Origin of the sequence: Edwardsiella piscicida (assembly GCF_001896205.1) — a bacterium.
Lineage (GTDB): Bacteria > Pseudomonadota > Gammaproteobacteria > Enterobacterales > Enterobacteriaceae > Edwardsiella > Edwardsiella piscicida.
Genome location: NZ_MPNU01000001.1, coordinates 2993733 through 3017656 on the forward strand (window position 1 = coordinate 2993733; position 23924 = coordinate 3017656).

22 protein-coding genes are annotated in these 23924 nt (G+C 61.4%); 12 read left to right on the forward strand and 10 right to left on the reverse strand.

All coding sequences use genetic code 11. The features are described 5' to 3' along the window. The 8 genes from rlmH (at position 1) to lipA (ending at position 8207) form a co-directional block, all read left to right on the forward strand. Entirely contained in the window at positions 1-471 is a 471-nt protein-coding gene (rlmH, locus tag BRD58_RS13815) for a 23S rRNA (pseudouridine(1915)-N(3))-methyltransferase RlmH (RefSeq protein WP_012849470.1), read from the forward strand. A 65-nt stretch (positions 472-536) separates the two neighbouring features. Next, a complete protein-coding gene (gene mrdA, locus BRD58_RS13820; RefSeq protein ID WP_015462110.1) occupies positions 537-2432 on the forward strand; it encodes a peptidoglycan DD-transpeptidase MrdA in 1896 nt (631 codons plus the stop codon). Between the two features lie 18 nt (positions 2433-2450). Beyond that, positions 2451-3563: a peptidoglycan glycosyltransferase MrdB gene (gene mrdB / locus BRD58_RS13825; RefSeq protein ID WP_012849472.1), complete on the forward strand. Its 1113-nt coding sequence runs from the start codon at positions 2451-2453 to the stop codon at positions 3561-3563. A gap of 8 nt (positions 3564-3571) precedes the next feature. After that, entirely contained in the window at positions 3572-4693 is a 1122-nt protein-coding gene (rlpA, locus tag BRD58_RS13830) for an endolytic peptidoglycan transglycosylase RlpA (RefSeq protein ID WP_041692793.1), read from the forward strand. A 155-nt stretch (positions 4694-4848) separates the two neighbouring features. After that, positions 4849-6060, forward strand: a complete 1212-nt coding sequence (gene dacA / locus BRD58_RS13835) for a D-alanyl-D-alanine carboxypeptidase DacA (RefSeq protein WP_012849474.1) — start codon at positions 4849-4851, stop codon at positions 6058-6060. Positions 6061-6172: 112 nt separating this feature from the next. Beyond that, entirely contained in the window at positions 6173-6436 is a 264-nt protein-coding gene (gene ybeD, locus BRD58_RS13840; protein ID WP_012849475.1) for a DUF493 family protein YbeD, read from the forward strand. 144 nt (positions 6437-6580) lie between these two features. Continuing rightward, positions 6581-7249, forward strand: a complete 669-nt coding sequence (gene lipB / locus BRD58_RS13845; RefSeq protein ID WP_071818530.1) for a lipoyl(octanoyl) transferase LipB — start codon at positions 6581-6583, stop codon at positions 7247-7249. After that, positions 7242-8207: a lipoyl synthase gene (lipA, locus tag BRD58_RS13850; RefSeq protein ID WP_015462113.1), complete on the forward strand. Its 966-nt coding sequence runs from the start codon at positions 7242-7244 to the stop codon at positions 8205-8207. The genes lipB and lipA overlap by 8 nt, the downstream gene beginning before the upstream one ends. 139 nt (positions 8208-8346) lie before the next feature. Here the strand turns inward: lipA and tatE are convergent, their stop codons facing one another. From tatE to BRD58_RS13865, 3 genes are all read right to left on the reverse strand, one after another. Next, a complete protein-coding gene (gene tatE / locus BRD58_RS13855) occupies positions 8347-8547 on the reverse strand; it encodes a twin-arginine translocase subunit TatE (RefSeq protein WP_012849478.1) in 201 nt (66 codons plus the stop codon). A 225-nt stretch (positions 8548-8772) separates the two neighbouring features. Then, entirely contained in the window at positions 8773-9102 is a 330-nt protein-coding gene (locus tag BRD58_RS13860; protein ID WP_015462114.1) for a hypothetical protein, read from the reverse strand. 242 nt (positions 9103-9344) lie between these two features. After that, complete coding sequence (locus BRD58_RS13865) at positions 9345-10262, reverse strand: aldo/keto reductase (protein WP_015462115.1); 918 nt, start codon at positions 10260-10262, stop codon at positions 9345-9347. 268 nt (positions 10263-10530) lie between these two features. Here BRD58_RS13865 and BRD58_RS13870 point away from each other — a divergent pair, with 268 nt between their 5' ends. Further along, positions 10531-11559, forward strand: coding sequence for a HoxN/HupN/NixA family nickel/cobalt transporter (locus BRD58_RS13870; protein WP_012849481.1), 1029 nt, complete (start codon positions 10531-10533; stop codon positions 11557-11559). A gap of 257 nt (positions 11560-11816) precedes the next feature. Then, positions 11817-12428, forward strand: coding sequence for a transglycosylase SLT domain-containing protein (locus BRD58_RS13875; RefSeq protein WP_015462116.1), 612 nt, complete (start codon positions 11817-11819; stop codon positions 12426-12428). A gap of 5 nt (positions 12429-12433) precedes the next feature. Here the strand turns inward: BRD58_RS13875 and BRD58_RS13880 are convergent, their stop codons facing one another. The 7 genes from BRD58_RS13880 to caiT all read right to left on the reverse strand — a co-directional run bounded on the left by BRD58_RS13880 (position 12434) and on the right by caiT (position 21475). Then, a complete protein-coding gene (locus BRD58_RS13880) occupies positions 12434-12649 on the reverse strand; it encodes a hypothetical protein (RefSeq protein ID WP_012849484.1) in 216 nt (71 codons plus the stop codon). Positions 12650-12674: 25 nt separating this feature from the next. Then, positions 12675-14240 carry a crotonobetaine/carnitine-CoA ligase gene (caiC, locus tag BRD58_RS13885; protein ID WP_015462118.1) on the reverse strand — a complete coding sequence of 522 codons (1566 nt, stop codon included), beginning with the start codon at positions 14238-14240 and terminating at the stop codon, positions 12675-12677. A 713-nt stretch (positions 14241-14953) separates the two neighbouring features. Beyond that, positions 14954-15739, reverse strand: a complete 786-nt coding sequence (caiD, locus tag BRD58_RS13890; RefSeq protein ID WP_015462119.1) for a crotonobetainyl-CoA hydratase — start codon at positions 15737-15739, stop codon at positions 14954-14956. Positions 15740-15824: 85 nt separating this feature from the next. Beyond that, the gene (gene caiC, locus BRD58_RS13895) at positions 15825-17387 is read right to left on the reverse strand and encodes a crotonobetaine/carnitine-CoA ligase (RefSeq protein ID WP_015462120.1); all 1563 of its coding nucleotides are present in this window, start codon (positions 17385-17387) and stop codon (positions 15825-15827) included. A 63-nt stretch (positions 17388-17450) separates the two neighbouring features. Beyond that, on the reverse strand, positions 17451-18671 hold the full coding sequence (gene caiB, locus BRD58_RS13900; RefSeq protein WP_015462121.1) for an L-carnitine CoA-transferase: 1221 nt from the start codon (positions 18669-18671) through the stop codon (positions 17451-17453). A gap of 105 nt (positions 18672-18776) precedes the next feature. Then, positions 18777-19919, reverse strand: coding sequence for a crotonobetainyl-CoA dehydrogenase (gene caiA / locus BRD58_RS13905; protein WP_012849490.1), 1143 nt, complete (start codon positions 19917-19919; stop codon positions 18777-18779). Between the two features lie 32 nt (positions 19920-19951). Further along, positions 19952-21475, reverse strand: a complete 1524-nt coding sequence (gene caiT / locus BRD58_RS13910; protein ID WP_012849491.1) for an L-carnitine/gamma-butyrobetaine antiporter — start codon at positions 21473-21475, stop codon at positions 19952-19954. 667 nt (positions 21476-22142) lie between these two features. Here caiT and BRD58_RS13915 point away from each other — a divergent pair. Continuing rightward, the gene (locus BRD58_RS13915) at positions 22143-22916 is read left to right on the forward strand and encodes an electron transfer flavoprotein FixA (protein WP_012849493.1); all 774 of its coding nucleotides are present in this window, start codon (positions 22143-22145) and stop codon (positions 22914-22916) included. An 11-nt stretch (positions 22917-22927) separates the two neighbouring features. Beyond that, on the forward strand, positions 22928-23869 hold the full coding sequence (locus BRD58_RS13920; protein ID WP_015462124.1) for an FAD-binding protein: 942 nt from the start codon (positions 22928-22930) through the stop codon (positions 23867-23869). Positions 23870-23924 lie beyond the last annotated feature (55 nt).

A 23924-nucleotide genomic window follows, 5' to 3' on the forward strand; every position in this document is an offset into this window, starting at 1 on the left:
GTGAAACTGCAGCTGGTGGCGGTCGGCACCAAAATGCCCGACTGGGTACAAACCGGTTTTCTCGACTATATTAAGCGCTTTCCCAAGGATATGCCGTTTGAACTGACCGAGGTTCCGGCCGGGAAACGCGGTAAGAATGCCGATATTCGCCGCATTCTGGAGCGAGAAGGCGAGCTGATGCTGGCCGCGGTCGGCAAAGGCAACCGTATAGTCACCCTGGATATTCCCGGCAAACCCTGGGATACCCCGACGCTGGCCGGTCAGCTAGAGCGCTGGAAGCAGGACGGGCGCGACGTCAGCCTGCTGATCGGCGGTCCCGAGGGGCTGGCGCCCGCCTGCAAGGCCGCCGCCGAGCAGAGCTGGTCTCTGTCGCCCCTGACCCTGCCGCACCCGCTGGTGCGCGTGCTGGTGGCCGAAAGCCTCTACCGGGCCTGGAGCATTACGGCCAATCACCCTTATCATCGTGAGTAATCGCCTGCCGGCCACGCCGGCAATGATGTTAATCCCGGCAGTACGCCTGAGCATGACGGAACGGAATGAAACTAGATCGTAACCCCTTTCGTGACTATTCGGCAGAGTCCGCCCTGTTCATCCGTCGTGCGCTGTTCGCTTTCGTCGGCGTACTGCTGCTGACCGGCGTGCTGCTCGCCAATCTGTACCACCTGCAAATTCTGCGTTTTGAAGACTACAAGACGCGCTCTAACGAAAACCGCATCAAGCTGGTGCCCATCGCCCCCAGCCGCGGCATGATCTACGATCGCAACGGCACGCCGCTGGCGTTTAACCGCACCATCTACCAGCTAGAGGTGATCCCCGAAAAGGTCGACGGGATGAAAGAGCAGCTCGATGCGCTGCGCCCGATCGTCGATCTGAGCGACGAGGATCTCGACAGCTTCCAGAAGGAGCGTAAGCGCTCGCGCCGCTTCACCTCGATTCCGCTGAAGACCGCCCTCAACGAGGTGCAGGTGGCCCGCTTCGCCGTCAACCAGTTCCGCTTCCCCGGCTTTGAGGTCAAGGGCTACCAGCGCCGCTACTACCCCTACGGCTCCGCCCTGACCCACGTCATCGGCTATGTCTCCAAGATCAACGACAAAGACGTCGAGCGTCTGGACAAAGAGGGGAAGCTGGCCAACTACGCCGCCACCCACGATATCGGCAAGCTGGGCATCGAACGCTACTATGAGGACGTGCTGCACGGCAAAACCGGCTATGAAGAGGTCGAGGTCAACAACCGCGGGCGGGTGATCCGCCAGCTGCACGAACAGCCGCCCCAGGCGGGCAAAGATATCTACCTGACGCTGGATCTCAACCTGCAGCGCTATATCGAACAGTTGCTGGTCGGCAGCCGCGCCGCCGTGGTGGTCAGCGATCCGCGCAGCGGCGGGATCCTGGCGCTGGTCTCCACCCCCAGCTACGACCCCAACCTGTTCGTCGACGGCATCTCCGGCAAGGATTACCGCGGCCTGCTCAACGACCCCAACCGGCCACTGATCAACCGCGCCACCCAGGGGGTCTATCCCCCCGCTTCGACGGTAAAACCCTACGTCGCGGTCTCGGCGCTCAGCGCTGGCGTTATCTCCCGCAATACCACCCTCTTCGACCCCGGCTGGTGGCAGCTGCCCGGGTCAGAGAAGCGCTTCCGCGACTGGAAGAAGTGGGGCCATGGGCGGCTGAACGTCACCAAGGCGCTGGAGGAGTCGGCGGACACCTTCTTCTACCAGGTGGCCTATGACATGGGGATCGACCGCCTGAGCGAGTGGCTGTCCAAGTTCGGCTATGGCCAGTATACCGGTATCGATCTGTCCGAGGAGCGCTCCGGCCTGATGCCGACCCGCGAATGGAAGCTCAAGCGCTACAAGAAACCCTGGTATCAGGGCGACACCATTCCGGTCGGCATCGGCCAAGGCTACTGGACCGCGACGCCGATCCAGATGGCCAAGGCGCTCAACACCCTGATCAACGACGGCAATGTCAAGGTGCCGCATCTGCTGATGAGCACCCGCATCAACGGTCAGCAGGTGCCGTTTCGTCAGCAGGAAAGCCAGCAGATAGGGGATATTCACTCCGGCTACTGGGAGATCGCCAAAGATGGCATGCTCGGCGTGGCCAACCGTCCCAATGGCACCGGCTACAAGTATTTTGGCAACGCCCCGTATAAAATCGCCGCCAAGTCCGGTACCGCCCAGGTCTTCGGCTATGAGACCTACAACGCGCATACCATCGCCGAACATCTGCGCGACCATAAGCTGATGACCGCCTTCGCCCCCTATGACGACCCACAGGTGTCGGTGGCCATCATTCTGGAGAACGGCGGCGCCGGTCCGGCGGTGGGCACCATCATGCGCCAGATCCTGGATCACATCATGCTGGGCGACAACAATACCCAGCTTCCCAATGCAGCCCCCACGCCGCCCGGCGTGGAGGGCGACTGACAGGCATACGGATTCACCATGACTGAGAATCAACAAAAACGCTCAATCTGGGCCAAGATGCACATCGACCTGCCCTTCCTGCTCTGCATTCTGGCGGTGCTGGTCTACAGCGCCGTCGTTATGTGGAGCGCCAGCGGCCAAGATGTCGGCATGATGGAGCGCAAGATCGGCCAAATCGTCATGGGCCTGCTGGTCATGATCGTCATGGCGCAGATCCCGCCGCGCGTCTACGAACACTGGGCGCCCTATCTGTACATCCTCTGCGTCATCCTGCTGATCCTGGTGGACGCCTTCGGCCAGATCAGTAAAGGGGCCCAGCGCTGGCTTGACCTGGGCTTCGTGCGCTTTCAGCCCTCGGAGATCGCCAAGATCGCCGTGCCGCTGATGGTGGCGCGCTTTATCAACCGCGACGTCTGCCCGCCGTCGCTCAAGCACACCGGCATCGCGCTGATCCTGATCTTCCTGCCGACCCTGCTGGTCGCCGCCCAGCCGGACCTGGGCACCTCGATCCTGGTCGCCGCCTCCGGGCTGTTCATTCTGTTCCTGGCGGGCATGAGCTGGCGCCTGATCGGGCTGGCGGTGCTGCTGGTGGCCGCCTTTATTCCGGTGCTGTGGTTCTTCCTGATGCACGACTATCAGCGCGACCGGGTGATGATGCTGCTCGATCCGGAAAGCGACCCGCTGGGCGCCGGCTACCACATCATCCAGTCAAAAATCGCCATCGGCTCCGGCGGCCTGAGCGGCAAGGGGTGGCTACACGGCACCCAGTCGCAGCTGGAGTTTCTGCCGGAGCGCCACACCGACTTTATCTTCGCCGTGCTGGCCGAGGAGCTGGGGCTGTTCGGCGTACTGCTGCTGCTGGCGCTGTACCTGCTGATCATCATGCGCGGACTGTATATCGCCGCCCGCGCCCAGACCACCTTTGGCCGGGTGATGGTCGGCGGTTTAATGTTGATTCTATTCGTTTATGTTTTCGTTAATATCGGTATGGTTAGTGGCATTTTACCGGTGGTTGGCGTACCTTTGCCTCTGGTCAGCTACGGTGGCTCGGCGCTGATCGTACTGATGGCCGGGTTTGGCATCGTGATGTCGATCCATACCCATCGCAAAATGTTATCCAAGAATCTATAGAGGTCGCGATGAGAATGGCGCACAAATCCTGGCTCAGCCTGAGCCTGGCCTGTCTGATCCTGGCAGGCTGTTCCACCAACGACAGCGGCGAGACCCAGGCGCCGCCGCAGCCGGCCTACAGCGGCCCGATCGAAGAGATCCCCGGCGTTGAACCGCGCTATGAGCCCGCCATTCCCAGCGCCAATCAGGATTACAGCCGTAACGGCCAGCGCTACACCATCGTCAAGGATCCGTCCAACTTCTCCCAGATAGGCCTAGCGGCCAGCTACGGCGAAGAAAACCGCGGCAACGTCACCGCCAGCGGCGAACAGTTCAACCCGGAGGCGATGAGCGCCGCCCATCCGACGCTGCCGATCCCCAGCTACGTGCGGGTCACCAACCTGGCTAACGGGCGCCGCATCGTGGTGCGGATTAACGACCGCGGCCCCTATACCCCGGGACGCATCATCGATCTCTCCAGCGCCGCCGCCAACCGTCTGAACATCACTCAGCATACCAAGGTGCGCGTCGACTTTATCAACGTTGCGCCGGACGGCAGCCTGTCCGGGCCGGGCACCATCGGCACCCGGGTCGCCAAGCAGAGCTATGCCCTGCCCGCCCGCCCGGAGATCGGCATGGAGAGCCCGCAGCTCACCGTAAGTCCCTCCGCCGCGCCAAGCCAGCCGGCGGTCCGCGCCATCGAGAACCCGACGCCGGCAAGCCTGGCGCCGACGGCAGAGGCCGCGCAGGGACAGAGCATGCCGGTCAGCGCCCCCGCCAGCCATAGCGGCAGCTTCCTCGGCGCGCCTCAGCCGTTGCGCAGCGGCGTGCTGGAAGAGAGCGCCCCGGTCGCACCGGTCGCCCCCCCGGCCCCCGCCAGCGCAGCGGCAGCTCCGGCAGTCGTCGCCAGCCACGCCGTGGCCAGCGGCCACTATCTGGTGCAGGTCGGCGCCGTCAGCAGCAGCTCGCGCGCCGCCCAGTGGCAGCAGCAGCTGAGCCAGCGCTTCGGCGTCCCCGGCAAAGTCGAGGCAAACGGCGCCCTCTATCGCGTCCAGCTGGGGCCGTTTACCCACCGGGCGCAGGCCAGCGCGCTGCAGCAGCGGCTGAGCAGCGAGGCCGGGCAACAGTCGTTCATTACCACGGCGCCCTGAGCCCGTTGACGCGGGCCCGCCCGTCGCGGGCCATGCAACACTTATACACATATTGATTGTGTAAAAAATCATTGCCACGCTATGCCTTAGCGTACCATCTGCTATAGTGTGGCTCGTTTGTCACTGTTTAATTCACGGATGTTGTAGTCCCCATCATGAAACGCAAAGTTGCTTCCCAAACACTGAAATACGCTGTCGCCGGCGGTCTGCTGGCCGTGGCGCTCACCGGTGCGGCCCGCGCCGACGACGTTAACCTGAAGACCATGATCCCAGGCGTGCCGCAAATCGATGCCGAAGCCTATATTCTGATCGACTACAACTCCGGCAAGGTGCTGGCGGAGCACAACGCCGACGAGCGACGCAACCCGGCTTCGCTGACCAAGATGATGACCAGCTATGTCATCGGGCAGGCGATGCGCGCGGGCAAGTTCGGTGAGAACGACGTCGTCACCGTCGGTAAAGACGCCTGGGCGACCGGAAACCCGGTGTTCCAGGGCTCTTCGCTGATGTTCCTCAAGCCGGGCGATCAGGTCTCCGTGGGGAACCTGATCCGCGGGATCAACCTGGTCTCCGGTAACGATGCCTGCGTCGCCATGGCCGACTATGTCGCCGGTAGCCAGGACGCCTTCGTCGGCCTGATGAACAGCTACGTGAAGGCGCTGGGTCTGCAGAACACCCACTTTGAGACGGTACACGGCCTGGACGCGTCGGGGCAGTTCAGCTCCGCCCGCGACATGGCGCTGATCGGCCAGGCGCTGATCCGCGACGTTCCCCATGAGTACGCCATCTACAAAGAGAAAGAGTTCACCTATAACAACATCCGCCAGACCAACCGTAACGGTCTGCTGTGGGATACCAGCATGAACGTGGACGGCATCAAAACCGGCCATACCGCCTCTGCCGGCTATAACCTGGTGGCCTCGGCGACCGAGGGCAACATGCGCCTGATCTCCGCCGTCATGGGCGGCCGTACCTTTAAGGGGCGCGAGACCGAGAGCAAGAAGCTGTTGACCTGGGGCTTCCGCTTCTTTGAAACCGTCTCGCCGCTGAAGGCCGGGCGTGAGTTCGCCTCTGAGCCGGTCTGGTTCGGTGACACCGACCGCGCCCAGCTGGGGGTGGATAAAGACGTCTACCTGACCATTCCGCGCGGACGGATGAAAGATCTCAAGGCCAGCTACGTGCTGAACAGCAACGAACTGGATGCCCCGCTGGCCAAAGATCAGGTGGTCGGCACGATCAACTTCCAGCTGGACGGCAAGACTATCGAACAGCGCCCGCTGGTGGTGCTGAACGAAGTGAAAGAGGGTGGCTTCTTCAGCCGGATGATCGATCATATCAAGCTGCTGTTTCATCGCTGGTTTGGTTAATCTGTGGCCAGCCCCTTGAAAAGAGGGTCATCGGCCCCATTTAATCAGTAAGCAAGACTCCCGCTACGGCGGGAGTTATAATTTGTAGATAGTGCAATACGCTGGAGCTCACATGAAAACCAAACTGAATGAACTGCTCGAATTCCCGTGCGAGTTTACCTATAAAGTCATGGGACTGGCACAGCCTGAGCTAGTTGATCAGGTTGTCGAAGTGGTACAGCGCCATGCGCCGGGTGACTACACCCCGCAGGTTAAGCCGAGCAGCAAAGGAAACTACCACTCCGTTTCCATCACCATCAATGCGACGCACATTGAGCAGGTTGAGACGCTGTATGAAGAGCTGGGCAACATTGAAATCGTTCGCATGGTTCTGTAATCACAGTTAATTAACTAAAATACAGCATTTATCGCGGCCCGGTATGGCATCACAGCCTACCGGGCCGCGCTTTTTTGCCGATTCGGCACTGGTGAGGAGGGGCGACAGTCGGTATAATGGCCTTACCAATTTTTTAACCTGAAGATGACGCCATTGCAACAAGATAGCCTCATACTGCGTCAGCTGGGGTTGCAGCCCTACCTCCCCGTCTCGCAGGCTATGCATCGATTCACCGATCGTCGTGACGCCGAGACGCCTGACGAGCTGTGGCTGGTAGAGCACCCCGCCGTATTTACCCAGGGGCAGGCCGGTAAGGCTGAGCATCTGCTCAATCCCGGCGACATTCCGGTTATCCAGAGCGATCGCGGTGGCCAGGTCACCTATCACGGCCCCGGACAGCAGGTGATGTACGTTCTGCTCGATCTGCGCCGCGGCCACCACGGCGTGCGCGAGCTGGTCAGTTGGCTTGAAGAGAGCGTAGTACGTACCCTGTCAGAGCTGGATATTCAGGCCTATCCGCGTCCCGATGCGCCGGGCGTCTACGTTGACGGGCAGAAAATCTGCTCCCTCGGCCTGCGCATCCGCAAGGGGTGTTCGTTCCACGGCCTGGCGCTGAATATCGCCATGGATCTCTCCCCTTTCCAGCGTATTAATCCCTGTGGCTACGCCGGCCTGCAGATGACCCAGGTCAGCGCGCTGTGCCCGGGGGCGACCCTAACGCAGGTTCAGCCCCGCCTGGTGCACCATTTTACCCAACTGCTCGGCTATACCCGGCTTGAGCACAGCCAGTGGAATCCGCAAGACTATGAGTAAACCAATTCAGATGGAACGCGGCGTGAAATACCGCGACGCAGACAAGATGGCCCTGATCCCGGTGAAATCCGTCGCCGTTGAGCGTGAGCAGATGCTGCGCAAGCCGGAGTGGATGAAGATCAAGCTGCCGGCCGATTCCAGCCGAATTCAGGGTATCAAGGCGGCGATGCGCAAGAATGGCCTGCACTCCGTGTGCGAAGAGGCCTCCTGCCCCAACCTGGCCGAATGTTTCAACCACGGCACCGCCACCTTTATGATCCTGGGCGCCATCTGCACCCGCCGCTGTCCGTTCTGTGACGTGGCCCACGGTCGTCCGCTGGCGCCCGACGCCAACGAACCGGAAAAGCTGGCGCAGACCATCGCCGACATGGGACTGCGCTACGTGGTGGTCACCTCCGTTGACCGCGACGATCTGCGCGACGGCGGCGCCCAGCACTTTGCCGACTGTATCCGCGCCATTCGCGCCAAAAGCCCGCAGATCCGCATCGAAACCCTGGTGCCGGACTTCCGCGGCCGCATGGATCGCGCCCTGGCGCTGCTGCAGGACAATCCGCCGGACGTGTTCAACCACAACCTGGAAAACATTCCGCGGCTGTACCGCCAGGTGCGCCCCGGCGCCAACTATGAGTGGTCTCTGCGCCTGCTGCAGCAGTTCAAGCAACAGCATCCGCAGATCCCGACCAAGTCAGGGCTGATGGTAGGGCTCGGCGAGACCAATCAGGAAATTATTGAAGTGATGCGCGATCTACGCGCGCACGGCGTCACGATGCTGACCCTGGGGCAATACCTGCAGCCGAGCCGCCACCATCTGCCGGTGCAGCGCTACGTCAGCCCAGAGGAGTTTGCCGAAATGAAGGCCGAGGCGATGGCCATGGGCTTTACCCACGCCGCCTGCGGCCCCTTTGTCCGCTCCTCTTACCATGCCGACCTACAGGCTCAGGGCATGGAGGTCAAGTAAGCGCGTACAAACGCAGCGCAGGGCCGATCGGATCAGCCCTGCGCTACCGCCGTTGACAAAACTGGTTACAACTTAGGGATGTTCCTTCTTCCCCCGATTCCGGAGTGCGCCCCCTCGGCCCGCTCCCCGAATATCCGGATTATTCTTTATTCTCTACCCGGGGCGCCGCCTCTGCGCCGTCACTTTTTTTGGCCGCCGGCGTCTCGTCGTTCATCGCTTTTTTGAACCCCTTCAGCGCCGCCCCGAGATCGGACCCCAGCGTACGCAGCTTATTGGTACCAAACAGCAATACGATCAGCACAGCAATGACCAGAAGCTTGGTAATACTAATACCTTCCATAAATACCTTCTTATGTTGTATACCGCACCGCCCAGGCGGCCGAAGAAACATCGCTTGCAGTAAGCAAGGGTTATTAACCGTAAAAACGGCTAACGGCGCAAAAACAAGATGTAACAGAGTTAAACGAACTGTTCTCAGTCCGCGAACCGCGGCAGGCGAGGAGAGAGGAAAGAAACGGGGGAAAGGGGCCGACCGCAGACGCGGCCCGGCATGGTGACCCGTCGCTCAGGGACGGTCGCTGCTCTGCGCGCCCAGCGTGGCCAGATACGCATTAAACGCCGCCGCATCGCGCGCCAGCGCCTCGATATGTCCGCCCACGATCTTGAACTGGCGCAGCAGGCCGTTGTTCTCCGGCAGCGAGCCCAGATCGACCAGCTTACGGGTCAGCTGCTCATTCTGCTGCAGCAGGGCCGCCTCGCGCTGACGCGCCTGCGCCAGCTGCAGCTGCATGCCTTCACACTCCTGCTGCCACGCCAGGCGCTGCTGTTCAAAGCTTGATTTCAGATCGTCCAGCGCTGCCAACGAATTCCGCAGCTGTACTTCCAAGTCAGACATTGCACCTTCCCCCGGACGGTACGGCGCAGCGCGCCGCACATCGCCGATACATTAACTACGTCACATGACACCCGATACACCGGCCTTTTCTTCTTACGCCAGTCATCATAATTAGCTTGCTGGATAAATGCGACCCTTTGCCGGGGGTTACCCAAGAATTCAAGCAAAATCCTATACGTCCGTCAGCCGTCGTACGGCATCCACGCCTGTGCAGACCCACCGCGCGGCGGTGGGTCGCACGCTTACGGCAGCGGGTTGCCCGCCGCCAGATAAATCTGATACCACTCCTCGCGGCTCAGGCTCACCTCGCACGCCTGCGCAATCTGCGCCAGCCGCTCCGCATTCATGCTGCCGGCCACCACCTGCATCTGCGCCGGATGGCGCAGGATCCAGGCCGTCGCCAGCGTGGTCTTACTGACACCGTGGCGGGCGGCGATCGTCTCCAGCGCCTGATTCAGCGGCGCAAAGTCCGGATGATCCAGGAACACCCCGCTGAACATGCCGAACTGGAACGGCGACCAGGCCTGCAGGGTAATATCATGCAGGCGGCAGTAGTTCAGCGTATCGCCGTCGCGATCGACGGCGGCGTCGCTCTGCACATTGACGTTGATCCCGCTGCGCACCATGCCGCAGTGGGCGATGCCAAACTGCATCTGGTTCACCCGCAGCGGCTGCGTCAGAAACTTCTGCAGCAGCGCCATCTGCAGCGGCGCGTGGTTGGATACCCCAAAGGCCCTGACCTTGCCGCTCACCTGTAGGCGGTCGAACGCCTCGGCCACCTCCTGCGGCTCCACCAGCGCATCGGGGCGGTGCAGCAGCAGCATATCCAGATAGTCACACTGCAGGCGCTGCAGGATATCGTCCACCGACGCCATAATATGGCGGAAGGAGAAATCATAGTAGCCGCGGCGGATCCCGCACTTGGACTGAATAAAGACCCCCTCTCGCCGCGCGCCGCTCAGGCGGGCCGCGCGGGCAAAGCGACGCTCGCACTCCCCGCCGCCGTAGATATCGGCGTGATCGAACGCGCTGATCCCCAGCGCCAGCGCGTGGTCGATCAGGCTGGCGGCCTGGCGGTCGTCCAGTTCGGTCAGGCGCATGCAGCCCAGCGCGATGGCCGAGACCTGCGGGCCGTCGGCGCCCAGTGTCATCTGTTTCATCTTCACTCCTCTCTGTGCTAAACCCGCGGCGGCGGGCGTCGGTGGGTGTCCCCGAGTATGACGCTCACTATGCCATAGGCGGCTGACCGCAGGCCGTCGGCGGCGTAACATTTATCACGCCGGCTGTAACAAACTTATACGTTTATGGGTATGACAATTTCATAAAAAGATCATACATTCCCCTTCCGTAACGGACGGTCTGCGAATATTCCCCACCGCCTGCCCCTCATCAGATCGACGCCGTCGGCGCCACGGGAGAACACAGCACATGACAGGGTACTCGGACAAACAACGGGGGCTGGCGCTGCTGGCCCTGCTGATCGCGGCCAATCTCGCCGCCTGGATCTGGGCCTTTTGCGTCTTTCGCCAGCACGCCGTCATGATGAGCGCAGCGCTGCTGGCCTACGGTTTTGGCCTGCGCCACGCGGTGGACGCCGACCATATCGCCGCCATCGATGCCGTCACCCGCAAGCTGATGCAGCAGGGGAAAAAACCGCTCGGCGTCGGCGCCTTCTTCTCCCTGGGCCACTCCACCATTGTGATTCTGGCCTGCCTGGCCATCGTGCTGACGTCGATGGCGTTTCGCGATCGCATCGATGCCCTGCACCAGTACGGCGGGCTGATCGGCACCGCCGTCTCGGCGCTGTTCCTGCTGGCGATGGCCCTGCTCAACCTGCTGATCCTGCTGGGTGTCTGGCGCCAGTTTCGCCGCCTCACCCGCCCCGGCGCCGCGGCAAACGAGGCGCCGTGGGACGATGAGCTGCCCGGTGGCCTAATGACCCGTCTATTCCGCCGCACCTTTCGTCTGGTCACCCGCAGCTGGCATATGTACCTGGTGGGATTTCTGTTCGGCCTCGGCTTTGATACCGCCACCGAGGTCGGCCTGTTGGGCATCTCCGCCTCGGCGGCCAGCCACGGCCTCTCCCTGTGGTCGCTGATGGTCTTTCCGGCGCTGTTCACCGCCGGCATGGCGCTGGTGGACTCGCTGGACAACTTTGTGATGGTCGGCGCCTACGGCTGGGCCTTTTCCCACCCGATCCGCAAGCTGTACTACAACCTGACCATCACCGCCGCCTCGGTCGCCGTCGCGCTGATCATCGGTGGCCTGGAGGCGCTGGGGCTGATCGCCGACGGGCTGCAGCTGCAGGGGGCGTTCTGGCAGTTCATCGGCCAGCTCAACGATCGGATGGGCAACGCCGGCTTCTGGGTCATCGGCGGCTTCATCCTGTTCTGGCTGCTGTCGCTGCTCAACTACCGCTGGCGCGGCTACGACCGCATCGCCCTGCGCGTCGGTTGAGTAAAGTTACAATTCGCACCGTGATCTGCTGCGGCGTTAACGCTATGATCGTCCCATCCGGCCCGCCGAGCTCCCCGCCCGGCGCCCGGTCACAGGGAGAACAGGCCGCGGCGGCGGCGGACGATACGTGAAAACGCCAGGCGATCCCGCCACCGTTCACGCTGCGCGCGAGCCGTCATCAGGCGGCGCCGGCGACGCACGGTCAGCGCGGCGGGCGTCGACCCCGCGTGACGCGTACACTTGCGGAACACAGCCTCATGACTCAGACCTCACAGCGCATTTATCTTCTTTGCGGCAGCCTGCTATTGCTGCTGATGGCCGGCTGCTCCAGCCGTCACCACCGCCCGGCGGCCAGCTATAATCCCCAGGCCTACGACGGCATCATCCAGACGGCGGCGACCCAGTACAATCTGGATCCCAAGCTTATCAAGGCGATAATCCAGGTCGAATCCAGCTACAATCCCCGCGCCGTCAGCCCCTCCAACGCCATCGGCCTTATGCAGATCAAGGCGGACGGCGCCGGCTGCGACGCCTATCGCTATCAGGGCAAGCGCGGCTGTCCGGACAGCGACGACCTGTACGATCCGGTCACCAATATCCGGCTGGGCGCCGCCTACCTCAGCGCGCTGCAAAACCAGCAGCTCTACTGGATCAACGATCCCCTGACCCGCCGCTACGCCACCGAGGTGGCCTACGCCAACGGCGCCGGAGCCCTGCTGCGCACCTTCTCCGCCAACCGCCAGACCGCCATCGCCATGATCAACAGCCTGACGCCGGCGGCCTTTCACTGGCACGTCCGCCGTCATCACCCGGCACCGCAGGCGCCGCGCTACATGCTCAAGGTCGAAACCGCCTATAACCATCTGTAGGAGGCTCAGCCTCCGTTGCACAGCGGTACGTTTTTACGGCAAAACGGGCACCAGGTATGACAGCGGCTCAGCACGCTGTGTAGCCGGACGCGGATCCGCCGCTGACACGCCGGACAGGTGGCATAGCGCATGTCCAGCAGCCCCTGTACCGCACCGTCCGCAACGCGCTCCTCGTCATCATCGTCCGCCTGACGGCGGGCGCTCTGCATTCCCTGTGGCATAGATCCTCCTCCTGCACCGTCGTCCTCAGCCGCAGCACAGCCGCAGCCGCTTCTTATCCACCTTGCCGGAGCAGGTGCGCGGAAACTCCGCCACAAACTCCAGCAGCGTGGGAACCTTAAAGGCGGCCAGATGCGCCGCGCAGTGGGCGATCAGCGTCTCGGGGCGCACCTCGGCGCCCGGCGTCAGCTGCACTATCGCCTTCACCGCCTGATCGCGCAGCGGATCGGCCACGCCGATAACCGCCGCCTCTGACACCGCCGGGTGGGTCTCCAGTACCCCCTCCACCTCGCTGGAGGCCACATTCTCCCCCGACCGCTTGATCAGATTGACCGCCCGATCGACAAAGTAGAACCACCCCTCCTCGTCGCAATAGCCGGTATCGCCGCTGTGCAGCCAGCCATCTCCGCGCAGCAGGCGGGCGGTTGCCGCCGGATCGTCATAATAGCCTTTAAACAGGGTTCGCCCGGCGACGCCGCGGATACAGATCTCCCCTACCTGCCCCGGCGGCAGCGGATTGCCCTGCGCGTCGACGATCCGCGCCTGGTATCCCATGCCGGGACGCCCAATCGAGGGGTAGCGCCGCGCCTGCCCCGGCGTATCGCCGATCGCCCCCACCACCGTCTCCGTCATGCCGTAGGAGTTAAACAGACGCACGCCAAAGCGCCGCTCAAAGGTCTGCTTCTCGGCGTCGGTAATATTGAGGTAGAAAAACAGATCGCGCAGACAGTGGTTGCGCTCCCAGGCGCGCGGCGGCTGCAGCATCAGGGTGCGCACGATCAGCGGCATGGCGTGGCTAAGGGTGGCGCGGTGCAGGCAAACCTGGCGCCAGAAACGGCGCGCGCTGTACTTCTCCAGCAGGATAAGCGTACCGCCGGTCATCAGCATCGGCATCGCCGCGCTGCACTGAAAGTCGATATGAAAGTTGGGCATGCAGCTCAGGTAACGATCGCTGGCCGTCATCTGCCCCTGCCAGGCGGTATAGTGGCCGCCGAACAGCAGGTTGGCGTGGGTCAGCTCGACCCCCTTGGGACAGGCGGTGGTACCAGAGGTAAACAGGATCTCCGCCACGTCGTCCGCGCTGAGCGGCACCTGCTCCCGCAGCTGGCACGGCTGGACGGCGCAGGCGCGCTGAAAATCGATCGTTCCCGTCGCCTCGTCCTCGCCCTCGCCCTCGCCCTCGCGCAGGATAACCCGATGGCGCAGGGGGTGGGACAGGCGCCGGTACAGCGGTAAAAACGCCGCCTGACAGACCAGCAGGCTGACGCCGCAGCGGCCGAGCAGATAGTCGCACTCCTGTTCGGTATAGCCGGTATTGACCGGGACGGCGATGGCGCCAATGCAGGCCAGACCAAACCAGCAGAACAGAAACTCAGGGCAGTTACGCATCTGCAGCGCGACCCGATCGCCCTTGCGTACCTCCAGCGAAAGAAACAGGTTAGCCGCTTTAATGATTTCATCGTGCATCTGGCGGTAGCTATACTCCCGCGTATCACCGGCCAGATCCTCATACACCAGCGCGCACTGCGCACCCTGATGGCGCGCCCGCGCCTGCCACACGTCCCTCAGCGTGGCATTGCCGATCATATCCATAGCCCCTCATCGTGCAATTGTCATCCTTGGCCATGCCGTCAGGCCGCAGTTCCATACTGGCGAATATAATGCTCACGTAGTTTTAATTTCTTATAATTATGTGTGCTTGTGCCAAGTAAAAGCGCAAATTTTGGACTTAGTCACATTACCAAAAATAAAGATGTAAAGGTCTCCACCGAGATGCGAGCCGAATCGCCGAAAAAAGCGCCCAGACGATACAAATAGCAAACATTGCCATAACACGGCGCCGCCGCCGGCCGCATCCGCCCTGTACAGCCCGCGCGCGAAGACCCATCAGCCGCGCTTATATGGCGCAACGCGGCGTCATCGGGCATCCCGCCGCCCCAGCGCTCTTTTTCTGTTCAATAAGGCAGGATTAAAGGAGGAAACATATTATGGAATATAATGTTCCTTGGGAGCATTGCCGGCGAAATTAGAAAAACCGATAAAGGTTATTTTTTGGCTTGGGCTATTTCAGCAGAGAATATTTTAATTCAATAAATAGGGGAACAATAAAATCCCGCGCTATTTCGTCATAGAAAGGCGTGAACCGCGATACGCCATTCCCCACCGGCGCCCTCGGCGCCCTCGACGTCCGCGCATCGCCGGCGCGCCTGCGGCGCAGGGGATTAACAACAAAAAAAGACGGAGGGGGGAAACCCTCCGTCCACGGTCTCGATCACGCCGTTGCGTCGCGCGCCGGCGCGCGGGGCTTAGCGCCCCTTCCAGACCGGCTCACGTTTTTCGGCAAAGGCCTGCGGCCCCTCCAGCGCATCTTCCGAGTGCAGCACGGCCGGGTAGTGCTTCAGGGCGCCGCTGCGGATCAGGCGATAGCCCTCCTCGACGGACAGCGTGGCGGTAGCGCGGACGATCTCCTTCAGCGCCGCCAGCGCCAGCGGCGCACTTTCCGCCACCTGCTGGGCCAGCGCCCGCGCCGTCTCCATCAGCCGATCGCCCGGCACCACCTGATTGACGATCCCCCAGCGCAGCGCCTCCTCGGCCTCCATGCGACGCCCGCTCATCATCATCTCGTTGGCGATCGCCGGCGGGATGCACTTGGGCAGACGCAGCATGCCGCCGCTGTCCGGTACGATGCCCAGCTTGGCCTCCGGCAGGGCGAAACAGGCATTGTCGGCGCAGACGATCATGTCTGCCGCCAGCGCCAGCTCAAAGCCGCCGCCAAAGGCGTAGCCGTTGACCGCGGCAATCACCGGCTTATCCAGGTTGAACAGCTCCGTCAAACCGGCAAAACCGCCCGGGCCAAAATCGGCGTCCGGCGCTTCGCCCTCTGCCGCCGCCTTCAGATCCCAGCCGGCGGAGAAAAAGCGTTCGCCGGCGCCGGTAATGATGGCGACCCGCAGCGTCGGATCGTCGCGGAAAGCGATAAACGCCTCCCCCATGGCCAAACTGGTCTTGGCATCGATGGCATTGGCCTTAGGGCGATTCAGCGTAATTTCCAGAATTCCACCGTTGCGCGCTATCTGTAATGACTCGCTCATCCTCATACTCCATTCCGATTCAACAGGGTGATCGCACCGGCGCATAGCCACAGGGCTGGCGGCGTACGCCGGCCCCCGGTGCGGCTTAACATAAACTTTTTTTGATCACTTTCCCCGAACAGCTGCGCGGCAGACTGTCGCGGATCTCCAAAAAAGAGGGCACTTTAAACTTGGCCATCCGAGCGCTGCAAAAGGCGAAGAACGCCTCTTCGCTCAGCTGTTCCCCGGGGTTCAGCACCACGACCGCCTTGATCGCTTCATCGCGGATAGAGTCTTTCAGGCCAACCACCGCCACATCCATAATTTTGGGGTGGGTCGCCAGAATATTTTCAATCTCCACGCAGGAGATATTCTCTCCGCAGCGTTTGATCATGTTGCAGCTGCGTTCGACAAAGTAGAAGTAGCCCTCGTCATCGCAGTAGGCGTAGTCGCCGGTGCGCAGCCAGCCGTCGGGCGTCAGCACGCGCGCCGTCTCCTGCGGCAGACCGTAATACTCCTTAAACAGCGTTTTGCCGGGGATCCCGCGCACCCACAGCTCGCCGGTCTCGCCGACGCTCAGCGGATGGCCGTCGACGCTGCGGATCTCCGCCTCATAGCCGATGCCCACTCGGCCAATAGAGGGCCAGCGCCGCTTGTCGCCCGGCCGGTCGCCAATCAGGCCGACGATGGTCTCCGTCATGCCGTAGGAGGTCAGCAGACGGACGCCGAAGCGCTGCAGAAAGGCCTCTTTCTCCTCCGTCGAGAGGTTGAGATAAAACAGCACCTCGCGCAGGCAGTGGCTGCGCTCCCACGGCATCACCGGCTGCATCATCAGGGTTTTGATCATCAGCGGGATACACTCCGTCAGCGTGGCGCGGTACCTGCAAACCTGCCCCCAGAAGGCGCGGGCGCTGTACTTTTCCAGCAGCACCAGCGTCGCCCCGACGCTAAAGGCGGCCATGGCGACGGTGCACTGACAGTCAATGTGGTAGGCGGGCATCGGCGTCAGGTAGACATCATCGGCGCGCAGCGCACACTGCCAAGCGGTGTAGTAGCCGGCGAACAGCAGGTTGTAGTGGGTGATCACCACCCCCTTCGGCGCCGAGGTGGTGCCGGAGGTAAACAGGATCTCGGCGGTATCCAGCGCGCTGAGCGCCGGCGCATGTAACAGCTGCGCCGGCTGCTGCGCCTTCAGGCGCTGAAAATCCTTTATACCGTCGACGTCGGCCGCGGGGGACGCCCCGACATCGATCAGCAGAATCCCCTGCAGCGGCGCGTCCGCCTCGCGGCGCAGCGACGCATAGGCGAGCGCCGCGGCGGCCGTGGTCACCACCAGTCGGGCCGCGCACTGACGAATGATAAACGCGCATTCGTCATGCAGCAGGTTGGCGTTGACCGGCACCACGACGGCACCGATCTTGGCCAGGCCAAACCAGCAGAAGATGAACTCGGCGCAGTTGTTCAGGTGCAGCGCCACCCGATCGCCCTTTTCGATCCCCAGGGTCAGAAACAGGTTGGCCGTGCGGTTGATCTCCTCGTTCAGCCGGGCGTAGCTATAGCTGCTGGCCTCGCCCCGCAGATTTTCGACGATCAGCGCCGTTTTCTCACCGTGCATCGCCGCCAGATCGTCCCACGCCTGGCGCAGATGGCGTTCCCCTATCATGTCCATGCTCTACCGCCGTGTAATGGTGCCATGCCGTTGTCCGTCGACGCGGACAACGGCGGTACGGCCTTACTGACCGGTCTTGGCCAGCCCTTTCGCCACCAGGGCGTCGATCGCCGTCTGGTCATAGCCGATGCTGTTCAGGATGGCAGCGGTATCCATGCCGTGCTCCGGCATGCCGCGCCAAATCTGCCCCGGGTGATGTTTAAACTTCGGCATCACGTTGGGGCCTTTGCAGGTGTGCCCGTCAACGGCCTTCCAGGTGGTGATCGATTCGCGCGCCACGTACTGCGGGTTGCTTTCCAGCTCATCCACGTTCAGCACCTTGGCGCAGGCGATCTTCAGCTCGGCAAAGCGGGCCTGCACCTCGGCGATGGTGTGCTGCGCCAGCCAGGCGTCCAGCTTCTCCTCTACCAGCTCGCCGTGCGGGCATTCGATGCGGTGGATAAGCTGGGTGCCCTCCGGCACCTCCGGCGTATCCAGCAGATGCGCCAGGCCGATATCGTTGAACATCTCGCGGATCTGGGTGATCCCCACCAGCTCCATCACGATATAGCCGTCGCTGCACCGGTACAGACCGCAGCCGGCGTAGTAGGGATCCTTGCCTTTGGTCATGCGCGGGCACATTTCGCCGCCGTTGAAGTAGTCCATCATGAAGTACTGCCCCATGCGCAGCATGACTTCATACATGGCGACGTCGATGCTCTCGCCCACGCCGGTCTGCTGTGCCTTGTGCAGGGCGGCCAGGGCGGCGGTGGTCACCGTCATACCGGAGAAGTAGTCGGCGGTATACGGGAAGGCCGGCATCGGCTGATCTTTATCGCCGTTCTGGATCAGATAGCCGCTGAACGCCTGGGCGATGGTGTTATAGGCGGCCAGGTTGGTGTACTCCGGCGTGCCGTACTGGCCAAAGCCGGACAGGTGAGCGATCACCAGTTTTTTATTGCGCTCCCACAGCACCTCGTCGGTGATGCCGCGGCGGGCGAAGGCCGGGCCCTTGCTGGCCTCGATGAAAATATCGGTGGTTTCCATCAGGCGTAGGAAGGCGTCGCGTCCCTCATCCTTAAAAATATTCAGCGACAGCGCGTGCAGGTTGCGGCGCGACAGCTGGGGGTAGTTGGGCTGTACCCGAATCGTATCCCCGTAGGCGACGTTTTCGATCCAGATAACTTCGGCGCCCCATTCAGCAAACATTTGCCCGGCAAAGGGACCGGCGATCTCGATGCCGGAAAACACGACGCGCAGGCCGGAGAGCGGGCCAAACTTGGGCATGGACAGACGGTCAGACATAACGTGATCCTTCTTAACAAAATCAGCGGACCCGGGGCCGGGCGCACAGGCTGACCCCGGGTGTCATGGCAGACAGACGGTCGCCGCGGCGGCCGTCTGCGGCCCTTAGCGGTACTGCTTCAGCACCGCGCGGCCCAGGGTCAGGATCTGCATCTCGTCGGAGCCGCCGGAAACGCGGTCCACGCGCAGGTCGCGCCAGAAGCGGGTGATGCGGTGATCGCCGGCGATCCCGACCCCACCCAGCACCTGCATGGCGGTGTCCACGACCTCGAAGGCGGCGTTGGCGCAGAAGTATTTACACATCGCCGCATCGCCGGAGGTCATCAGACCGTTGTCGCTCTTCCAGGCAGACTCCAGCAGCATGTTCTTCATGGAGTTCAGCTTGATCGCCATGTGGGCGAACTTCTCCTGGATCAGCTGGAAGCGGCCGATGGTTTCACCGAACTGCACGCGCTGGTTGGCGTAGCGCGCGGCGTCCTCAAAGGCGCACAGCGCGGTGCCATAGTTAGTCAGCGCCACCAGGAAGCGTTCATGATCGAACTCTTCTTTCACCCGGTTGAAGCCGTTGCCTTCGCGACCGAACAGATCCTTCTCCTCCAGCTCGACGTTGTCGAACACCACCTCACAGCAGCTGTCCATACGCAGGCCCAGCTTCTCCAGCTTGTTGACCTTGATACCCGGCAGGCTCATATCGACAAACCACTCGGAGTAGACCGCTTTCTCCGGCGAGGCGCCGTCGCGCGCCATCACCACCAGATACGGGGTGTAGGCGCTGCTGGTGATGAAGCACTTGCTGCCGTTGAGGTAGACCTTGCCGTTTTTGCGCGTATAGGTGGTCTGCAGGCTGCCCACGTCGGAGCCGGCGCCCGGCTCGGTGATCGCAGAGTTCCACATTTGCTTGCCGGTGCCGCGGAAGGCCATGATGCGGTCGATCTGCTCCGCGGTCCCCTCGCGCAGGACGGTGTTAAACCCGCCCGGCAGCTGGTACAGCACATAGGTCGGCGCCCCCAGGCGGCCCAGTTCCATCCAGACCGCGGCCAGGGTGACGAACCCGGCGTCCAGCCCACCCTGATCCTCCGGCAGCAGCAGCGAGTCGATGCCCATATCCGCCAGTGCCTTAACAAAACGTTCAGGGTATTCGCTGTTGCGATCGCACTCGGCAAAGTAGGCTTCCCAGTTTTCCTGCGCCATCAGATCGCGAATCCCGGCAACGAACAGCTCCTGCTCGTCAGTCAGTGTAAAATCCATGTGTCAGACCTCTTGTTTGGCAAATTAACGGTTTAATATTTCCAGTACGTGGACTTGGCATCTTTCAAGAACGATATAGTTATCAATATGTTGACAAAGAACAGTGGGCAGCCGCCGGCGATGATCGCCGTCTGAATCGGCTTCAGTCCGCCCAGGGCCAACAGGATGATGCCGATGATCCCCACCAGTACGGACCAGCCGACGCGAACCCAGATCGGCGGCTCCTGATAGCCGCTGGCCTCTTTACAGGTCGACATCGCCAGGGTGTAGGAGCAGGCGTTTATCAGGGTCACGGTGGCGATGAAGCACAGGATGAAGAACGCCCACATGGTCGCCGTACTCATCGGTAGCGCGGCCCAGGTTTCGATGATGGCGCGGGCAACGCCGTGGGTCTCGATGGTCTTCGGCAGATCGACCACGCTGTTAGTCATCAGAGAGAGGGTGTTGCTGCCCAGAATGGTCCACAGCAGCCAGGTCGACGCCGTCAGACCGCCAACCATCCCCAGGCACAGCTGGCGCACGGTACGGCCTTTAGAGATACGGGCCAGGAAGATACACATCTGGATGCCGTACACGATCCACCATGCCCAGTAGAACACGGTCCAGGCCTGCGGGAAGCCGCTCTTGCCGACGGCGTCGGTGTAGAACAGCATGCGGCCGACGTTCATCAGCAGCACCCCGACGGAGTCGGTGAAGTAGTTCACGGTGAAGCTGGTGGCGCCGATGATCAGTACCCAGGCCAGAACGATGATGCTCAGGTAGTTACGCACGTCACTGGCCATCTTGACCCCTTTCTGCAGGCCAAAGGCGACGCATACGGCGTTAAAGACGATCCAGCAGCAGATGATCAGCGCATCCAGCTCCAGCGTATGCGGCACGCCGAACAGGTACTGGATACATTCGGTCACCAGCGGCGTCGCCAGCCCCAGGCTGGTCCCCATCGCCAGGATCAGCGCAACCAGGTACAGGTTATCGACCACCACGCCGAACAGGCCGTTGCAGCGCTTCTCGCCCATCAGCGCGACCAGGGTGCCGCTGGGGCGGACTACGCTGATTTTGCGCACGAACAGGAAGTAACCAAAGGCCACGGCCAAGAAGCTGTAGGTCGCCCACGGCAGCGGTCCCCAGTGGAACAGGCTATAGGCCAGCCCCATCTCTTTGGCGGCGTTGGAGAACGGCGTCAGGCCAAACGGCGGCGTGGCGACATAGTAATAAATTTCGATGGAGCCCCAGAACAGGACCGCCGCAGAGGTACAGGAGGCGAACATCATGAAGATCCAGCTGACGGTGCTGAACTCCGGCGCCTCATCCCCCAGACGGCGTTGTGCAAAGGGGCCAAAGATCAGCCAAAACCACCCGCCCAGCATCACCACCATGTACCACTCGAAGGCCCAGCCCCATGAGTAGGTGATGTAGTTAAATACCGAGTTGATCACCGCGTTGGAAGCATCCAAATCGCGAATGGTCAGGTAGCAAAGTAACGCAACAATAATCAATGACGGGAAAAAGACTTTGGGCTCTATCCCTGTTTTCCTGCTGCTATTTTCAGTCTTCATTTACGTATCTTCCCTCATGGAAAGGCATACCTCGCCATGATCACGTTAAGTGTAAAGGTTCTGAATAAGCCACGTTAGCGTATATAAAAAACACGTTGGCGCGACATGAGTCTCTATATCATTTGAAATAAAAAAAGCAATTAATAACAAAACTACAATAATGACATTTATCCACATGCCTTATCCCGTGGGATAAGCAAGGACGCATGATTAATGTGTGATTATAATGAAATTTGACCGTTCAATAATCCGTGATCTTAATCAAACAATTTCTCAGGTCTCGCGCCGCCGCCGCTGCCGTCGTCGCATTCATCGCGACAACCAATCAAAAAAATAAATTCAAAAACAATAAGATACAAACAAAAAGGCGATATATCTCGCTATGCAAAAGCGATGTAACACCTTCAATATTGGTGATCTATGTATTATTTTGGCATTGTGAATCATGGTATTTCTATTGGCGTCAGAATGATTTCAGCGCAAGGATGCGAGATGAGGAAATATTAAATTACGCGGTTTGATTGGCGGTTAATTTATTTATAGACCAGGTGAATCAATTTTAACAAGCGTATTACCAAAAACACAATTTAATTTTTCTTCCTTGTGTATAGCCTGATTCAGGACAGTTTCGCTACACCTAAATTTTATATTGCCTATCGGAGAAGTGATGAAAATTATCGCATGTTATAAACTCATCCCCGAGGAGCAGGATATCACGGTCAACAGTGATGGCTCCCTGAACCTCAGTAAGGCGGATGCCAAAATCAGCCAGTTCGATCTGAATGCGATCGAAGCGGCGAATGCCTTAAAACAGCAGAACAGCGATATTCATATCGTCGCCATGAGCGTGGGCGGCGACGCCCTGACCAACGCCAAGGCGCGCAAGGATGTGCTGTCTCGCGGCCCGGATGAGCTGATCGCCGTCTCGGCGGCGGGGCTGGAAAACAGCCTGCCGCACCAGACGGCCTCTCTGCTGGCCGCCGCCGCGCGCAAAAATGGCTTTGACCTGATCCTGTGCGGCGATGGCTCGGCGGATCTGTATGCACAGCAGGTTGGTCTGCTGCTGGGCGATGCGCTCTCCGTCCCGGCGATCAACGGCGTCAGCCGTATTCTTAGCCTCTCCGATGGCCAGATCGAGATCGAACGCACCCTGGAAGATGAAGTCGAAACCCTCACCCTGTCCCTGCCGGCGGTCATTGCCGTCTCCACCGACATCAATGCCCCGCAGATCCCGTCCATGAAGGCCATCCTCGGCGCCGCCAAAAAACCGGCGCAGACCTGGTCTTGTGACGATCTGGACGCCGGTGACGCCCACGCCTACACCACCCTGCTCAGCGTTCAGGCGCCGCAGCAGAAGGCACGTGCGCGGGTGATCATCGAAGGGGACGGCGAAGAACAAATCGCCGAGTTTGCAGAACATCTGCGCAAAATCGTGCGTTAATGGGGAACAACATGAGCAAATATGCAACCGTATGGGTATTCAGCGACAGCGAATCGCGTCTGGCAGAGCTGATGGGCGGCGCACGCGCGCTGGGTGACAACGTACAGGCCGTGGTTCAGGGCGATGCCCAGGCGGCGCTGGCCTTCCGTCTCGGCGCCGACGCCGTTCACGATCTCGGCGCCCTGCCGAGCGACCGCATCGTCGAAGACTACGCGGATACCCTGGTGCAGGCCATCCGCGCCCACGGCGAACGAGCGCTGGTGCTGATGCCGGCCAGTCGCCGCGGCAAAGCGCTGGCCGCCCGCCTCGGTGCCCGACTGCAGGGCGGCGTGGTCAACGACGCCAGCGAAGTGACCCTGGAAGCGGGTCAGCCCATCGCCACCCACATGGTGTACGGCGGTCTGGCGCTGGGTAAAGAGCGCATCGATACCCCCTACGCGGTCATCACCCTGGCCAGCGGCGCCTTTGCCGCCGCCGCCGAAGACGCCGCCCGCAGCGGCAGCGCCGCCGCGCTGGCCTTTGTGGCACCGGCGCAGCCTATCACCTGTCTCTCCCGTCGCGCCAAGCAGGGCGAAAACGTCGATCTGGGCAAGGCGCGCTGGGTCGTCAGCGTCGGGCGCGGCATCGGCAGCCAGCAGAACATCGCGCTGGCGCAGGCCTTCAGCGACGCCATCGGCGCCGAGCTGGGCTGCTCACGCCCGGTGGCAGAAAACGAGAAGTGGATGGAGCGCGAACGCTACGTCGGTATCTCCGGCATCATGATCAAGCCGGATCTGTATCTGGCCCTGGGGATCTCCGGGCAGATCCAGCACATGGTCGGCGCCAACGGCGCACAGACCATCATGGCGATCAACAAAGATAAGAATGCCCCGATCTTCCAGTATGCCGACTACGGTATCGTCGGCGATCTGGTGAAAATCGTCCCCGCCCTGACCGAAGCCCTGAAACGCTAGCCGTATGGCCGGCGCCGTCACCCCGGCGCCGGCCGCATTATCTGCCACTGGAGAC